Origin of the sequence: Coleofasciculus sp. G2-EDA-02 (assembly GCF_040226375.1) — a bacterium.
Lineage (GTDB): Bacteria > Cyanobacteriota > Cyanobacteriia > Cyanobacteriales > Coleofasciculaceae > Coleofasciculus.
Window position 1 is genome coordinate 15,348 of sequence record NZ_JAVKEW010000149.1, and the last position, 15,872, is coordinate 31,219.

14 protein-coding genes and 1 pseudogene are annotated in these 15,872 nt (G+C 45.5%); 8 read left to right on the forward strand and 7 right to left on the reverse strand.

Annotated elements, in window-relative coordinates:
• Positions 1 to 19: 19 nt before the first annotated feature.
• A complete protein-coding gene (locus RLO19_RS17740; protein ID WP_446358494.1) occupies positions 20 to 1,033 on the reverse strand; it encodes an Npun_R2821/Npun_R2822 family protein in 1,014 nt (337 codons plus the stop codon).
• A 196-nt stretch (positions 1,034 to 1,229) separates the two neighbouring features.
• Here RLO19_RS17740 and RLO19_RS17745 point away from each other — a divergent pair, with 196 nt between their 5' ends.
• The 6 genes and pseudogenes from RLO19_RS17745 to RLO19_RS17770 all read left to right on the forward strand — a co-directional run.
• The gene (locus RLO19_RS17745; protein WP_446358496.1) at positions 1,230 to 2,210 is read left to right on the forward strand and encodes a glycosyltransferase; all 981 of its coding nucleotides are present in this window, start codon (positions 1,230 to 1,232) and stop codon (positions 2,208 to 2,210) included.
• Positions 2,211 to 2,736: 526 nt separating this feature from the next.
• Positions 2,737 to 3,669 (forward strand): glycosyltransferase family 2 protein, encoded by a 933-nt coding sequence (locus RLO19_RS17750; RefSeq protein WP_446358498.1) that lies wholly within the window; start codon positions 2,737 to 2,739, stop codon positions 3,667 to 3,669.
• A gap of 191 nt (positions 3,670 to 3,860) precedes the next feature.
• A complete protein-coding gene (locus tag RLO19_RS17755) occupies positions 3,861 to 4,820 on the forward strand; it encodes a GDP-mannose 4,6-dehydratase (RefSeq protein WP_446358521.1) in 960 nt (319 codons plus the stop codon).
• Positions 4,821 to 5,022: 202 nt separating this feature from the next.
• A complete protein-coding gene (locus tag RLO19_RS17760; protein ID WP_446358500.1) occupies positions 5,023 to 6,240 on the forward strand; it encodes a glycosyltransferase family 4 protein in 1,218 nt (405 codons plus the stop codon).
• Between the two features lie 385 nt (positions 6,241 to 6,625).
• Positions 6,626 to 7,843, forward strand: coding sequence for a glycosyltransferase family 4 protein (locus tag RLO19_RS17765; protein WP_446358502.1), 1,218 nt, complete (start codon positions 6,626 to 6,628; stop codon positions 7,841 to 7,843).
• Positions 7,844 to 8,050: 207 nt separating this feature from the next.
• Positions 8,051 to 8,347: pseudogene (locus tag RLO19_RS17770) on the forward strand (ATP-binding protein); the annotation flags it as partial.
• A gap of 18 nt (positions 8,348 to 8,365) precedes the next feature.
• Here the strand turns inward: RLO19_RS17770 and RLO19_RS17775 are convergent.
• Complete coding sequence (locus RLO19_RS17775; RefSeq protein ID WP_446358504.1) at positions 8,366 to 9,490, reverse strand: hypothetical protein; 1,125 nt, start codon at positions 9,488 to 9,490, stop codon at positions 8,366 to 8,368.
• A 149-nt stretch (positions 9,491 to 9,639) separates the two neighbouring features.
• Here RLO19_RS17775 and RLO19_RS17780 point away from each other — a divergent pair, with 149 nt between their 5' ends.
• Complete coding sequence (locus tag RLO19_RS17780; protein ID WP_446358506.1) at positions 9,640 to 11,031, forward strand: hypothetical protein; 1,392 nt, start codon at positions 9,640 to 9,642, stop codon at positions 11,029 to 11,031.
• 10 nt (positions 11,032 to 11,041) lie between these two features.
• On the forward strand, positions 11,042 to 11,284 hold the full coding sequence (locus tag RLO19_RS17785; RefSeq protein ID WP_446358508.1) for a WD40 repeat domain-containing protein: 243 nt from the start codon (positions 11,042 to 11,044) through the stop codon (positions 11,282 to 11,284).
• Positions 11,285 to 11,557: 273 nt separating this feature from the next.
• Here the strand turns inward: RLO19_RS17785 and RLO19_RS17790 are convergent, their stop codons facing one another.
• From RLO19_RS17790 to RLO19_RS17810, 5 genes are all read right to left on the reverse strand, one after another.
• Complete coding sequence (locus RLO19_RS17790) at positions 11,558 to 12,142, reverse strand: Uma2 family endonuclease (RefSeq protein ID WP_446358510.1); 585 nt, start codon at positions 12,140 to 12,142, stop codon at positions 11,558 to 11,560.
• A 105-nt stretch (positions 12,143 to 12,247) separates the two neighbouring features.
• Complete coding sequence (locus RLO19_RS17795; RefSeq protein ID WP_446358512.1) at positions 12,248 to 13,654, reverse strand: cytochrome c biogenesis protein; 1,407 nt, start codon at positions 13,652 to 13,654, stop codon at positions 12,248 to 12,250.
• Between the two features lie 4 nt (positions 13,655 to 13,658).
• The gene (locus RLO19_RS17800; protein WP_446358514.1) at positions 13,659 to 14,399 is read right to left on the reverse strand and encodes a cytochrome c biogenesis protein CcdA; all 741 of its coding nucleotides are present in this window, start codon (positions 14,397 to 14,399) and stop codon (positions 13,659 to 13,661) included.
• Between the two features lie 124 nt (positions 14,400 to 14,523).
• Positions 14,524 to 15,165, reverse strand: coding sequence for a DUF1361 domain-containing protein (locus RLO19_RS17805; RefSeq protein ID WP_446358516.1), 642 nt, complete (start codon positions 15,163 to 15,165; stop codon positions 14,524 to 14,526).
• Positions 15,166 to 15,356: 191 nt separating this feature from the next.
• Positions 15,357 to 15,872: IS200/IS605 family accessory protein TnpB-related protein (locus RLO19_RS17810; RefSeq protein WP_446358517.1), on the reverse strand; the 516-nt coding region annotated here is incomplete at its 5' end.

Below are 15,872 nucleotides of genomic sequence, written 5' to 3' on the forward strand. Positions count from 1 at the left end.
ATTTCCGCCTTCACCTAAATTAACTTGCCGATAGTCCCTTGATTTTTTGCACAAAATTTTGCAAATTTCGGTTAGTCTTTACGAATAAGCTGGGTGATTTTAGCTGCTTAGGTTTCTGGTCTGGTTGTTTCATGAAACGATAATGTAAAAATATATCTTTGTAACGAATATCAACATCTTCTCCTTTACACAAACGGGCAAAATCCTTAGACGAGTAGTTCATGTAGTGAATGCGATGAATCGGTTTTAATCCCTGCTCATTATAGAGAACCTGATCAATATTCACGAAGGGATCGGCATCCGCGCAGTTACCTGTGCGATCTTGCCCGTTGGGGCTGAGCGTGAAGTTATATAACGGGCGATCGCACCGAAGTGTCATATAATTAAATAAAAATGCATCATCCCACCAACGAGATACCCAAGCTATTTCTTCCCGTTCAATAAGCTGCTCTTTCAAAAGTGATAGTTCTCGTTCATCAAAAATTCCTTGCTTTGAACCAAAAAAGCTAGAACAATGCAGTTTGGGTCGGATCTGTTCTTCTTTATAAATGCCACTTCCTTCAATCAGAGGAATATCCAGTGCTGCCGAATCTATCGATTTCTTGTGTTCCCAATCATCAAACACAAAGTCATAGGCGTCTAACTTTTCCAACACATCTTCCACCGACTTCATGGCTAGACTATCAGCATCGTAAAAGACAAACCTTTCAAACTGCCCATCAAAAGCCGCGAACCTTCTATGATGACCTTTGCCCCAGGGGGGGCGAGTAATCGCCTTCTTTTTTGCGGCTGGATAAGCTGCCCAAACCTGTGTGGCAAAGTCTTCCCAACGTTGAATCGATTCCCGATTATCAAACAGTGTGACATTGGCTCTGGAATCAACTTCTGGCTTTACTCGTTCGAGTCGTTCGTCATAGGGAATCACACAAACTGGAATGTCAGGACTGACATTCACCTCGATGCTGTTGAGTAAGGCAACGAGTTGGTCATAAACTGCATCATTAGCTAGGGTATAAATACCAAAGGATGACATAGAGAAAAGCCCTCACTCTAACTGTAGCGGTTTACCAATAGCTTAACCCAGTTTTGGGAAGCTTGGTTGATGTCTTGTACTAAATTGCTCGAAAAATTACTAATTCATAAGTTTAATTAACGATTCATTTAAATAAAGCCCTGACGGCAACCCCTTGCTAAAATGTGACCAGCCTTGAGCTAAATCGTATAAAATCATGTGTTCTGATCGCACCCCCGATAGCCAACCCTATCCCTCCTTTGTCCCCAAGGTATCCGTAGTTGTCCCCATCTATAACGGTGCAGCCGACATACCTGACTTAATCCAGTGTCTCTTCTCACAAACGTACCCCAAGGATCAGGTAGAATACCTACTCGTAGACAATAATAGCCGCGATCGCACACCTGAGATACTGCAACAAGCCGCTCAATACGCCAAAACTCAAGGCATCACCCTTCACCCCCTCAGCGAAAACCAGATTCAAAGTTCCTACGCCGCTCGCAATACAGGCATAAAAGCATCCACTGGTGAAATTCTAGCCTTCACCGATGCCGATTGTCGCCCCATTCCCCAGTGGTTGAGTCTCTTGGTTCAACCCTTTACCAATCCCCAAATCGGATTAGTCGTGGGGGAAATTTCCGCCCTACCCGGTAAAAATTGGCTCGAAAAACATGCTGAACGTCAAGGAACCTTAAGCCAAAAACATACCATAGAACACCCTTTTTGCCCCTACGGTCAAACCGCTAATTTAGCCATTCGCCGCCAAGCATTACAAGAAGTCGGCTTATTCCGTCCCTACATAACAACGGGTGGAGATGCTGATATTTGTTGGCGAATTCAGCGCCAGACTCAATGGCAACTTAACTTTGCTGAAAAAGCCATTGTTCAACACCGCCACCGCGCCAACCTACGGGAATTCCGCAGCCAATGGCAACGCTATGGGCGCTCTAATAAATACTTACACGAACTGCACGGCGTCGAATTGCAGCCAAAATTAACCTCAAAAAAATCTTTATATTTAATCAGTCGTTGGTTGCTCAAAGAATTACCAATAACTAGCGGACAAATTATTACAGGCAAAGCCTCCTTTGTGGATGTAATTAAGACTCCCATTAATCTGTACGGCGGCTGGTATCGTGACATCGGGCAACGCCAAACTCACCTGGATGAAAAAGTGAATGAAATTGAGTGGCTGTAAATAATTTTTTAATTTTTAAGCCTGTAGGGGCGGGTTTTACCATTATCGTTACTTGCCACCCAGATGTGAATAAACCCGCCCCCTCTGAATGACAGCTTGACACTCACGCGGTTAAAACGCGGGTGATTCTTGGGCTGATCTTGCCTTAGGTCATCCGCTCACCAAGTTGAGTGGTTTTCCCTTGGTCTGGAGAGAGCATAAAGGAGAAAAGCAACTAAAGTTGCTAGGCTAAACGCCGAGGGGCAATTGAGCTTGTCGAAATTCATTCGGTTTCATCCCTCGGATAAATCGCGAGGGAGCCTGCACCATCGCTTATCCTGTAACGCCTACTTGCCGATGTGCCGGATTCTTGTGTTACAACAGAGCTAAGGAGGTTGGTGGCAATAAACTTAACCGTATTAAGTTATGAAAATAAGCCTCAAACTCTTAAAAAGGACGTGTATATCAAGGGTTTTGATGCTCCCAAAATGTAAATTTTCAGTACCATTCTATTTAGACTCCCTAGCGACGACTCACCCCGATAGTTATGCCAACTCCTCAGATTGCTGCGATTATCTGTACTCACAACCGAGATGCTTACTTAGGCGCTGCCATCGATAGCCTATTAGCCCAAGATTGTGATAATTTTTTAGTTGTAGTAGTCGATAACGCCTCTAGCGATCGCACTCGTGAGATTGTTGAAGCCCGAATCTCCCATCCCCAGCTAAAATACGTTTACGAACCCGTCATCGGTCTTTCCGTGGCACGCAATACCGGCGCAAAAGAAACCACGGCTCCCATTCTCGCCTATTTAGATGATGATGCCGTCGCCAGTCCCCAATGGCTGAGCGTTCTCCTAGATGCCTATCAACAAAATGACAAACTAGCAATAGCTGGCGGGAAAGTCACCCTAATCTGGCCCCCCGGCGTCGAACCCCCCAACTGGATATCCCCAGAACTCGCAGGCAATCTCGGACTTTATGATCTCGGAGATAGCATAGTTTATATCAAAGAACCCGGTCTAACCCCAAGAGGCTTAAACTACTCCATCCGGCGTACCTTCTTGGAACAAATTGGCGGCTTTGATCCCAATCTAGGGCGCAAAGGCAAAAAATTATTATCCAACGAAGAATTGTACATGACTGAACTCGCCCTCAAACAGGGCTGGCAAGTCGCCTACATCCCCGATGCTGTCGCCGCCCACAATGTTGCCCCAGAACGCCTCAAACGGAGCTGGTTTTTGCAGCGTGGCTGGTGGCAAGGGATTAGTGAATGTTACCGGGAAGAACTTGTTGGTCGAACAGGTATGGGTCAACTCGGACGCGGAGGAGAGCGAATTGTGCGCGGACTCTACAAATCAGCGAAATATTTTACCGATCCTGCTAAACGGTTTGATAATCTAGTTTATGCTTATGGGCAGATTGGTTACTTAAGTGCCGCCATTCAAGCTATGCTAATCAAACCCAAAGATGAGAGCTGAACTATGAGGGAACGGGGAACACAGGCGCACAGGAGCAATGTAGAGACGTGCCATAGCGTGTCTGTAGGGGCGGGTTTCACTACTATCGTTTCCTTTGCACCAGATGTAACTAAACCCGCCCTGACTGAGTGCGAGAGTGTTGACCCTTCGCTTCGCTCAAGGGAACCTAGTTTTGAATTGACAAATGACGAATCATGAAAAAAGCACTAATTTGCGGCGTATCGGGTCAAGATGGCGCTTATCTAGCTAAATTACTCCTCAATCAAGGTTATAGCGTCTGTGGTACATCACGGGATGCTCAAATGTCGTCTTTTAAAAATCTAGTTTGTTTGGGTATCCGTGACCAAGTGAAACTAGAATCCGCCGCCCTCACCGATTTTCGCAGCGTTCTGCAAGTCCTGATGAAAAATAAACCGGATGAGGTCTATAACTTGGCGGGACAAAGTTCAGTGGGGTTGTCTTTTGAGCAACCCGTAGAAACCCTAGAAAGTATTTCTATTGGTACGTTAAATCTTTTAGAAGCGATTCGTTTTACGGGTGAACCCATTAAATTTTATAATGCGGGTTCGAGTGAATGTTTTGGGGATATTGGCACAGAAGCGGCTGATGAAACAACCCCATTTCGCCCCAGAAGTCCCTATGCGGTGGCAAAATCGGCTGCCTTTTGGCAAGTTGCAAATTATCGGGAAGCTTACGGCTTGTTTGCTTGTTCGGGGATTCTTTTCAATCACGAGTCTCCCCTGAGACCCCAACGATTTGTGACCCAAAAGATTGTTTCGGCAGTGTCTCGGATTGCCCAAGGTAGCCAAGAAAAGCTGTATCTGGGCAATGTTGACATTAAACGAGACTGGGGATGGGCACCTGAATACGTCGAGGCGATGTATAAAATCTTGCAACAAGAGGAACCCGATGATTATGTGATTGCCACAGGAGAGAGTTACACTTTAGCAGAATTTGTGGTTGCGGCATTTGATTGCGTCGGTTTAAATTGGCAAGATTATGTAATAACGGATAGGAGTTTGTTCCGACCAACCGATTTAGCGGTCAGTCGTGGGAATCCTGCCAAAGCTAGAGAAAAACTCGGATGGCAAGCTCAGTATAAAATGCCTGATATTGTGCGGATGATGGTTGAAGAAAAAAGTAATAAGTAAAAAGTAATAAATTGTGAAATTTGTGTAGGGGCGGGTTTCACTATTATCGTTTCTAACCTGACAATGAATGTGACTAAACCCGCCTTGACCTAGTTTTGATTTTAAGAATTATTGGGCATATCGAAAATGAATTAAGTATGTAGATTGAACAGATAGCAATAGCGGTAACAAATGACCAATAACCAATGACTAATGACGAATAATGAAAATCCTCATGCTCTCTGCTACGTTCCCCTATCCCCCTACCCGAGGCGGAACCCAGGTTAGAACATTTAATTTACTCAAGCACCTGAGTGGGCGTCATGAAATTAGGTTACTGACTCAACGGGCGGATGATGTCACAGATACAGAAATCGAAGCGTTGCAAGAATGGGTGGCGGAATTAGTCGTATTTCCCCGTCCGGAAAAAACCCATTTAAAGGGTGGAGTAGGGGGAAAGTTAAAGCGCTTTGGTCAGTTTTTACAGCAGGGGATTCCTCCCAGCGTCCTCTCGATTTATTCTCCACAACTACAAGATTGGGTTGATCAGTGTGTCAAGGAGAGTAAGGTTGATGTGATTACTAGCGAACATAGCGTTAACGAGATTTATGTGCGTCCAGAGTTTCGAGAACAACTGCGAACAGTTGTCAATATCCACAGTTCGGTGTACGCCTCCTGTCGTAATCAGTTGCAAACGGGTACAAGTGAAAATCTCTGGCGCGATCGCTTGAATCTGCCTCTGCTTTATCGCTATGAACAGCGCTACTGTGCTAAATTTTCTCATATTGTGGTCACAACGGATGATGATCGCCAACAAATTCAGGCATTTAATCCCTCCAGTCAAATTGCCGTGATTCCCAATGGTGTAGACTTTAGCCACTTCCCTTATCGAACTGTTGATCCCGGTGGACATCGCTTGACTTTTATCGGCGCGATGGATAATTTAGCCAATATTGATGCAGTGACGTTCTTAAGTTTAGAGGTATTCCCCACCATTCAACAACGGTATCCAGACACAACCTTAAGCCTAGTTGGCGCACGTCCAACCTCTGATGTATTGGCGCTGGGAAATCGTCCTGGGATTACGGTAACGGGGCGGGTTCCTTCTATGGCAGACTACTTACATCAAGCCACGGTATGCGTTGTCTCGATGCGAACGGGATATGGGATCAAGAACAAAACCATAGAGGCAATGGCTGCGGGCGTACCTGTGGTAGGGAGCGATCGCGGCTTGGAAGGACTTGAGGTTGATAGTCCCAATGTACCACTAAGAGCATTGAGGGCGAACTCGGTTTCCGAGTATGTCGATGCTGTGACTCGCCTATTTGAAGAGTCTCAACTGAGACAGGAATTGTCACAAAATGGACGTCAGTTTATTGAGAATAATTATACATGGGAGCGAGCTGCCCAGCTTTATGAACAAGTCATTTGTGGAAAGTGAACCCCCTACCCCAAATACCCGTGGGTGGGGGCACCACTCTTGCGCCCTTGATTCAATTAGGGCAGAAGGGATTGATAGAGTAGTGAGGACAGCACAGCCTACACAAAGCGCCAACATCTTGAGGGGCGTACAAATAGATGTAATTTTTGCGTAAAGATATCCGCCTCAAGAAATGCTCAATCAATAATTTGTGATCAAAATTTAACAATAAATTATCCATATAAATAATTTATGATTAAAATCTTAAAATGTTTATATAATCAGGTAAAGCTGTTTGATGAAATAGATATAATCCATTAGGAAAATTTAATAAATGCCATCTCAATTCATCATCAATCCCGATAAAAGCGAATTTATGACTATTTTAGCGGGAATCTGAAGCTTTATGAAAATTCTCATCCTTTCTTCCAAATTTCCCTATCCACCCACCAGCAGCGGAACTGAGGTTAGAACATTTAACTTACTCAAGGCGCTCAGTGAGCGTCATCAGATTACCCTGGTGACTCAACGCACTGATGATATTCCAGAGACTAACTTAGAAAAATTACAGGAGTGGGTCGAAGAACTCGTCGTTTTCCCTCAACCCAACCTCTCACAGAGCAACGGCGGACTGCGATCAACAATGCAGCGCTTGAGTACATTCTTGCAACAAGGAACACCTCAGAGTGTCTTGAAGCACTACTCTCCTGAGATGCAGGAATGGGTTAATCAGGCAATCGAGTCAGGAAACTTTGAAGTCATTACCTGCGAACATAGTATGAATGAAATTTATGTGAGCCCCCAATGGCGAGAGAAGTTGCGAACCGTCGTCAATATTCATAGTTCCCTCTATCGGAAGCAGCGCCATCAGTTAGACGGGAAACCAGCGGATAAGCAGCTACGAGAGCAATTAAATTTACCCCTACTGCGCCGTTACGAAGAGCGATATTGCAGCAAATTTACCAATATTGTCGTCGCTACTCCCACCGATCGGCGTCAGATTGAGGATTACGAACCAGAGGGTAAGATCACATTAGTTCCCAATGGGGTCGATTTTAAGCAATTTCCGAAGCGTGTCTCTGATCCTGGAGGACATCGATTAGTGTTTGTAGGTCTTATGGATAGCCAGACAAACATTGATGCGGTGCGTTTCTTCAGCTTAGACGTGTTTCCAGAGATTTTACGACGGTATCCAGAAGCAACCCTAGAAATTGTGGGCGCCAGACCTGTACCTGAGGTGCTAGAGTTGCAGGAACGTCCAGGAATTACGGTGGCAGGTCAGGTGAGTTCAATTGTAGACTATTTGCACAAGGCAACAGTTTGTGTGATTCCCCTGCGGACTAGCTATGGGATTAAAAACAAAACCCTAGAAGCAATGGCAGCAGGAGTGCCTGTGGTGGCGAGCGATCGCGGCTTAGAAGGATTGCCCGTCGATGGTGGAGATGTTCCCCTGCGGGCATTACGGGCGAATGAAACTGCCGAATATGTGTACGCCGTGAGTCGGTTATTTGAGAACCGTCAGCTTCGCAAGCAACTCTCAGAAAATGGGCGATCGCTGGTTGAGCAGAAATATACCTGGAAACGGGCGGGGGAACTATATGAAAAGGTATTGATGGGAAAATGATATCAATATGACCCTTATCCTTTGCTCATTGAGAACTAACACCTCTGTGTCATCAGTGTGACAAAACTCTCCCACCTCCACCCCAATCTCTGCTATAAATCAGTGAAATCAGTGTTTGGGTATGAGTGTAGATTTATTAGCATTTTTTAGGGCGACAAATCCTGGTCAGACGATTAATATCGCTGATCCGGATGATCGCAAATATTAATTAATCAAGAGTTAATTGAACCTGCGATCGCGCAGTTGCAACAGCAGGGGAAGCAGGGGTTAGTTGTGATTGTCGATAACCTGGATCGGGTTGAGGGTCAAACCAAAGGTTGGGGGCGATCGCAACAGGAATATATTTTTATTGATCAGGCAGAATATTTGCAAAAGTTTAACTGCCATCTGGTTTATACCATGCCCTTGGCGTTAAAGTTTGCTGATGAATATGCCCGGTTAACCCAGCGATATAAGGAAGAACCCAAAGTTTTGCCCATGGTACAGGTGCAGCAGGTGGATGGGAGAGTCATTTGTTATTTGTCATTCGTCCTTTGTTTTTAAGGCAAATCGTTCTAACAATTGCTCACGGGAAAGAGTAATGAGTAGGGGAGTTAACTCTTGAGGAGATAACTGTAACATGGGGGCGATCGCACTGGCTAATTCGGGGTTAAGTTCCCCAAATCGTACTCTCAGAAACCGTTCTACGGCTTCTTGTCGTGAGGTTTCGTCTCGCATTGGCATATCGCCAAACCAGAGTAAGAGTTCCTCACGTTCAAGGTTAAATAACAGCCGAGTCAACTCTTGAGGGGGTAATTGTAACATGGGTGCGATCGCGCTCGCTAATTCGGGGTCAAGTTCACCAAATCGCACTCGCAGGAAGTTTTCCGCCATTTGGCGTTGCCCTTCAAGTTTGCCTTCAAGTCTGCCTTCTTGTATCCCCTCTCGCTTGCCTTGTGCTAAGGTTTCTTCTTGCCATTTTAAATAAGCTGGTGATAAGTTCATGAGCAATTCCCTGTCCTGTTCACTTAAATTGTCGCTTTCGTTGATCGTGATACGCCAGTTTGCCAAAATCTGTAAAATTGTCTGCCGATAGGGGTTCTGTTGGGGTAAAGCAACCAATTCATCGATGGCTTGCTTCTGAGTTCCGCGTTTTCCCAAAACCCTTAACCATAGTGTATCTTCAGTGACAGGCAGTTGGTTGATGGCGATTAATCCTGTTTTCAGGAACTCTGGCAGAAAATATACACCGTCTCCCCAGTTTCCTGACTGATTCAGTCTTGCACCAAATCCGTTTAATAATCTTGTGGAACAAGAGGGTGAGAGAATCCACAAGTGGGGCCAATCGGTTTCGGGAAATGAAGTCCGTTCTCGTCTGGCTTTTCGTCGCATTTCACTGCGTACTGAGTTTAACTTGCTTTGGCAGTCGAGTACCTCGGCGGGGCTGGGTGGATTGCGGAAGGGTTCCAATAGACAGGCGGTTGTTGCCATTCGCCCCAGTAATCCCAGGTTTTCGGGTGCTGTTGCTGGTGATGGTGTTGGCACAAACCAAACATCAACTTGGCGGATTTCGGGGGATATTTCCCGACTGGTTTCGACGTTTCCTAGAGGGGCTAATAATTCCTCTAGGTATTGCTTGGCAAATTGATCGTGAGGTTTTCGTGTCATTTGAAGTTAAACTAGCGGTGTATTTGTTCAATTTATCGGGTTGCCCTCTGCTTAATCCCCGATGTCAGATAATGTTGCTGAGAATTTTATGGTAAGTGTTGAAACGATGATGGCGCTAAAGCGCTTACTACGAGCGAACGAAGGAAACGATGTCGCAGCCACCTGATATTACACCGGAGAATCAAACGGAACTTGAGGAACTGGCGTTGGCGCTGGAAGCCTTTCAGGGTAAGTTTTTGCTGATTTTTGCCCGATGTAATTATGACAGTCTGCGATCGCGTCTGATTCAATGCCTCCAGGATTCCTCTTTGGCGGACATTCCCACGATTACGCTAAACCCTGATGATACCGCCCTTTATCAGCGGATTCAGGGAAAATTGCAGGGGGATAAACCGGGGGCGTTGATGGTTTTGGGGTTGGAGTCGGTGCTATCCCTGGAGACGATGCTGGCGGGGGCGGATTTGGTGCGGGAAGAGTTTCGTAAGCATTGTCCGTTTCCGGTTGTGGTTTGGGTGACGGATTCGGTTAAGTTTCAATGGATGCAGTTTGCCCGTAATCTGCAAAGTTGGGGCGTGAGTAGTCAGTTTAATATTAGCCGTGGGGAGTTGGCGGCGTTTATTAAAGGGAAGGCGAATCAATGGTTGGCAGATGGGTTGAATTTAACCGAGGCGGAGTGCATCGAACTGAAGGCGGAATTAGAGGCGGCTGAAGGGGAGTTACAGGTAGAGGATAACGGGTTAGAACCGGAATTAGCGGCGTCGTTATTCACATTATTAGGGATTTGTCAAGTACAACAGGGAGATATTCAGGCAGCGATTCATTACTTTGAGCAAGCGTTGGTAGGTTGGCAGGAATTGCAGCGTTTCGACTATCAAGGCATTGTTTTAAAGGAGATGGTTTATGGTTATTTCTGCCAAATTAATCGGATTCAACCCGTGACAATTCCCAGTCATGAATATAATCAGATTCAACAGAAACTTAAAGACTCTATTCAAGAAGCCTTAACTGCTTTTAATCGGGCGCAACGTCCGGATTTAATGGCGGATTCCCTTGGTGTGTTTGGTCAGGTTTTGCGGGAGTTCCAGGATTGGCAACAATTACAAGAGTTGGCGGAACAAGCATTGGCGTTTGACCAAGGAGAAAATCGACGGGATAAATTGGCGTTGGATTATACGTTTTTGGCGGATGTTGCGTTGGCTGAAGAACGTTGGCAAGACGCGAAGGATTTAGCGGAAGCGGCGTTAAGTGGGGCGGTTGAAACCGCAACTACACAAACGAAACCCGTGAATTTGTTGTTAGTCCGCGCAGGCGGACTTGGTTTGTCTAGCCGCGAATTCCATTCGCCAATGCTGATTAATGGGATTGATGTAGAGCTAATCAGCCGATGTTACTGGATTAAAGCGCGATCGCACGTTAATTTAGGTCAATGTTCTGCCGCGATTGAACAGTTAGAATTTGCCCATGGTATCAGTGAAACCTTATCGAATCCTCGGCTTTACTTAGATATTTTAGCGAATTTAAGCTGTCCTGCGCGGTCATGAATCTGCGGTTGTGAGTGTAACTTTTAGCCCCGATGGAGAGAAAATTGCCAGCGCTTCAGCAGACGGAACCGTGCGGTTGTGGGATAAAAAGAGAACCGAATTAACCGTCCTGCGCGGTCATCAAGATGCGGTTAATAGTGTTAGCTTTAGCTCCGATGGGAAGCAAATTGCTAGCGCTTCAGATGACGGAACCGTGCGGTTGCGACTGGTTGCGGGACTATCTCCACACCCATCCCGATGTCAGCGATATTGATGAGTTTTGTGCAGGGGAATTAGGGAGGATGGAAAAATAAGGCAGAAACCTGAGTCGGGGCGGGTTTAGTCACATCTGGGTGCAACCAAAAAGATGGTCGTGAAACCCGCCCCTACATACTCAACACTCATAAAAATCCGCGAAATCAGTCACCTTTGTAGGTTGGGTAGAGCGATAGCGAAACCCAACTCCTTGGGAGAGCTTGAACATTTTGTGCTTTCCCGCTTCATGCTCCCATGGGAGTGTTTATGGCGAAGACAGCGCAACTACAAACTAACTGAAGTCGTTAAACTCAATATTCTCATAGAGATCAGCAATTTTGAGCTGAAAATCAAACACATTAAAAGACAGGGTAACAGTTGGATCAACATACTCTGACAACAGCCATTGATTCGCCGCCGTTTTCACATAATGTTCCAGATGAATCCTATACTGATCAATAATCAGATATTCCCGAAAGCTGGCAATCGTGCGGTAGGCGACAAACTTACCACTACGGTCATAGTCTTGGGTTGACTTGGATAAAACCTCACCAATAAAACAGGGATTAACAATCGTGTCAGTGCGTCCCGTTTGCAGCTGCAACGGCTTTTCCACTACCATGACATCGGGATACGTATAGAGATTAGCATCGGGAATCCACAGTCGCTGGTCTGTAGCAAAGATGCGATAGTTTTTCCCCCGTAATCCTAATTTCAAGAACGCCGCCAGACCGATGGATAATTCATTATGGTCAGGAGTTCCACCTGTCATTGGAATGATTTCTCCATTGATATAGTCATGGCGTTCTGTGGAAGCCGTTTCAAAGTCTAAATATTCTTCAGGGGTATAGGTTTTTTGCTCAAGTTGAGTGATCATAAATAGCTAATTCTTAATCATTGAATAAGCCCGCAAACCCGCCCGGAGTATTGCCCATTGGTGTCAACTTAAGGTGAAAACTAATACAGGGGGAGCTTTTCACCCTCATCCCCTGACTGAAACATAGGGGCTTTCACCTTCGCTATCTTGTAACGGAACGTCAGGCGTTGATTTATCCTCATGCAAGCGATCTAAAATCTCAATCACTTCTCGCTCAAAGGATACCTGGGCGCGGTTAGTTCTCCCCCCCACATAAAAGCGATCGCCTTTTTGTAATGCCCAAATTTGCGAGTGGGAGACATAGCTCATAATTACACCCACCATGAGCAAACCAAAGCCTGTATACACAATCGGAATGCCCGGATCAGCTTTTATTTGTAAGCCTGTACTGCCAATTAATTCCTTCAGACGCAACGTTACCCCATTCACTTGGGTACTCATTCCAGAACGCACCGTGGAGACTAATTTCCCCTTGGCATCGTACACCAAAACCGTCCCCTGTAAATCTTTTGCCAACAGTGAAGCCCCTTCACTTAAATCCGGTTTCGTTGGTATCCATGTCCCCCAGATGCGCCCATTCCCTTGGATATCCAGTTTCGCCATAGGTAACTGGAATATTGGACTGTTATTTAACTGTACCTGCACCGCTGCGATTCCCCAGTCGGTTTGGTAGAAGGTGACACCTTGATGGCGCAGAGGTTTATTCACATAAATGGTTTCTCTGTCAATTTCTTGTTCCTGATTATCCACCACCGACAAATCGGAATAAAACTGATCAATTCCACCTTCGGGTGTGTAGTCAATCCAGAAGCGATTAACATGAATCCCCCAATCTTGAGGAACCTGAGATTTTGCCCAGGGACCGGCATCAATAATATTTCTGACATGAAAGGTTGCACCACTAGGAACCAGTTCTTGTGCCATAAATCCCGTCATCGCGCCCCAAATTGATCCAGCCAGAATAATCAACATACTGGCATGAACCACAATCGGACCAATCCGCCCGACGATTCCTTTGCGGGCGTAGAGGCTATCTCCTTCTTGAAATACCCGATAGCGCTTGGCTTGTAGCAGTTGGGATAAAGAATTCAGGGAACCCGTTTCTAATTCAGCGCTGAGTGCCAACTTCTGAAACTGACGCGGTTCTTGGTAATAATTCCAGCGACGGGCGGCTTTGAGGGCGGGAAATTGACGAGTAAACGTGCAAGCGGTGAGGCTACTGCCAAACAGAACCAGGATTGACAAAAACCACCATGTCCGGTATACATGGTCTAATCCTAAGAATAGGAGAACTTTCCAGGTTAAGAAGCCAAATAAGGCGGGATCTTCGGGATAATTGGCTTGATAAAAGGCGAGAGATTGACCCTGTTCGATAATGGTGCCACTGATACTGAAAATAGCGATCGCGAGAAGGAGTGCGATCGCGAGTCGTAAATCAGCCAGGAATGATACGATATAACGCCGGAACCAACGTCCGACAGGATTAGCCACAGATTGATTATCTAACGTCATTAAATTAAAAAATTCCCCCAGGAATCCGAGACAGTAGCGAAAAGACACCGAATCCGACTAATAAAGCCCCACTCACGGGTGTAATCCAACTCGACCATTGGCGTACTTCTAATAATTTTTTGATCGAAGCGGTAAATGTACCTGCCACAATCAATGGGGTAACATAACCAGCCGTATAGGATAATAGCAGAACACCTCCTAAAACCCAGTCTTGTGTACTCGCTACCCAAGCCAGTAAGGTTGCCAAAACCGGAGTACTGCAAGGAGAGGCGACTAAACCAAAGGTTAAACCAATCAGATAGGAACGTACCCCCTTGGGCAAATCGGGAGAAATCCACTCCATTCCCCCAAAAGACGGTAATTGCAGGGGTAAGGCTTCGAGTAGGTTTAGCCCCATGATAATCGCAATCAGGCTGACAATTATGGGTAACCCAATACCCACTTGACCATAAACTCGTCCCACCGATGCGGCTAAAATTCCCAACCCCGCTAGGGTGGTTGCCAAACCCAGTGCAAACCAAGTAGATTGAGTCGCAGCCTGTAGGCGTCCTTTGGCTTCATAGCCGCCAATGTAGCCTATTGTGATTGGCAGCATGGATAGCATACAAGGAGTGAGGCTAGTCAGCAACCCAGCCGCAAAGATAATGCCAATGCTTAATGCACTCAGATGGGTAAGCTGATTGCCAACCAGATTATTGGCAAATTGTTCCAGTTGGTACAGTTGAGTTTTAATGGTGTCAATCATGGGCTGGGTAATTCACCGAATGCCTGTTCTGCCAGCATTTTAACGTATACTGCCTGGTGCATTGTAAGGGCTGGAGTCTTTAACGCTGGTTTGATAGCGGCAAATGCTTGACGAACAAATGAATTTAATCAGATTCGTGGAAAAGTTTTCTATGACGCATTTTTAAAATTAGTCCAAGGGTGACTTGTTTCATCACCCAATACAATACAGTCAACACGATAAAAGTGACAAAGGTGACAAACAAGGGACGTTTGGCGGTTAAGTCGTCAACGACGGTTTGGACTAAATCATCGGGTTGTGTGACTAAATCCCAACTGTTAAATCGTTTAAACCGCCCTAAATAGATACCAACCGCAGATAGGGCATGAATAATGAGTTCAGCCGGAAGGGTGAATTTACCCATTCCTTGCTTTTGTAAATAGTATCCTAAATTAATTAAAGATATAACGTAAGCTTCAAACCCAAGTAGAATAACGCTAAGATGTTGAGGAATTAGGACTAAAGTAATAACCCATACGGAGTAGTTACGGCGAACGGCATCAATTAGGTGGATGATATCAGTGAGCAGATAAGGTGCATTGGGTAAGAAGGCAATGAAAACAATTAAACCCGCCCACCACAAAAGGTTACGGTTTCCAGATGAGCGGCGAAAGAGCCAAACGCTTAAGGCTAAGGGGATAAAAGCGAGAAATAAATTCCAAGCCATCCAACCGCTATGACGATGCCACGCTTTCCAGGCATCATTTAGGAGAAATCTGAAAGACATGTTTTTACGGGTATAAGTCTGCTAGGGAATCGCTTATTCACCAGTATAGCTAATGGCTTTAAGACGCCGTGAGTCGTTGTTATTGACTCGCTATCAGCGAACTTTTGTCAATAGACTTAAGATATAAAAAATAAGTTTATAGAAAGCCTGTGGAGATATTGACTTCTCCCCCGGTTAAAACGCGGGGGATTCTAAGCAGATACTTTGGGACGGGCTGAAGCCGCGTCCCGTCGTTTTATCTTTTTAGAGTTCCAGAGGAAGACTCTGGATGGCGCAGTCAAAAACGCCCTACTGACCTTGGCTAGAGCAAGACCTAGCTGTATCTCTACTTTGCGGAGAATGTTAGCAGCACCATTAGCATCGGCGTTGATGAATTCTCCATTTTTTGTGCGATACATTCCACGATGAACTCTTTTCCCACTTGGTTTCCACCCTTCCGGGCCTGAGCCGAATACAGGTAGAAAATCCTTGTCCAGAAAACTCGCCTTCGATGTATAGCTTTCTTCAGTTTCTATAAACTGAATTCCATATTGTTCGCACAATTGTCTGATTCTTTCTTTAAGACAAGTGGTAGGAATTTGAACAAATTCCTGATTATTCTTTTTGCCTAGCTCAATCCCATTCTTGTTGCCTTGATTCCACCCGAAAACAATAGTTCCAATCCGGCAATTTAAGCAGTGATTGACAACAATTCTTGCTGCCTTATT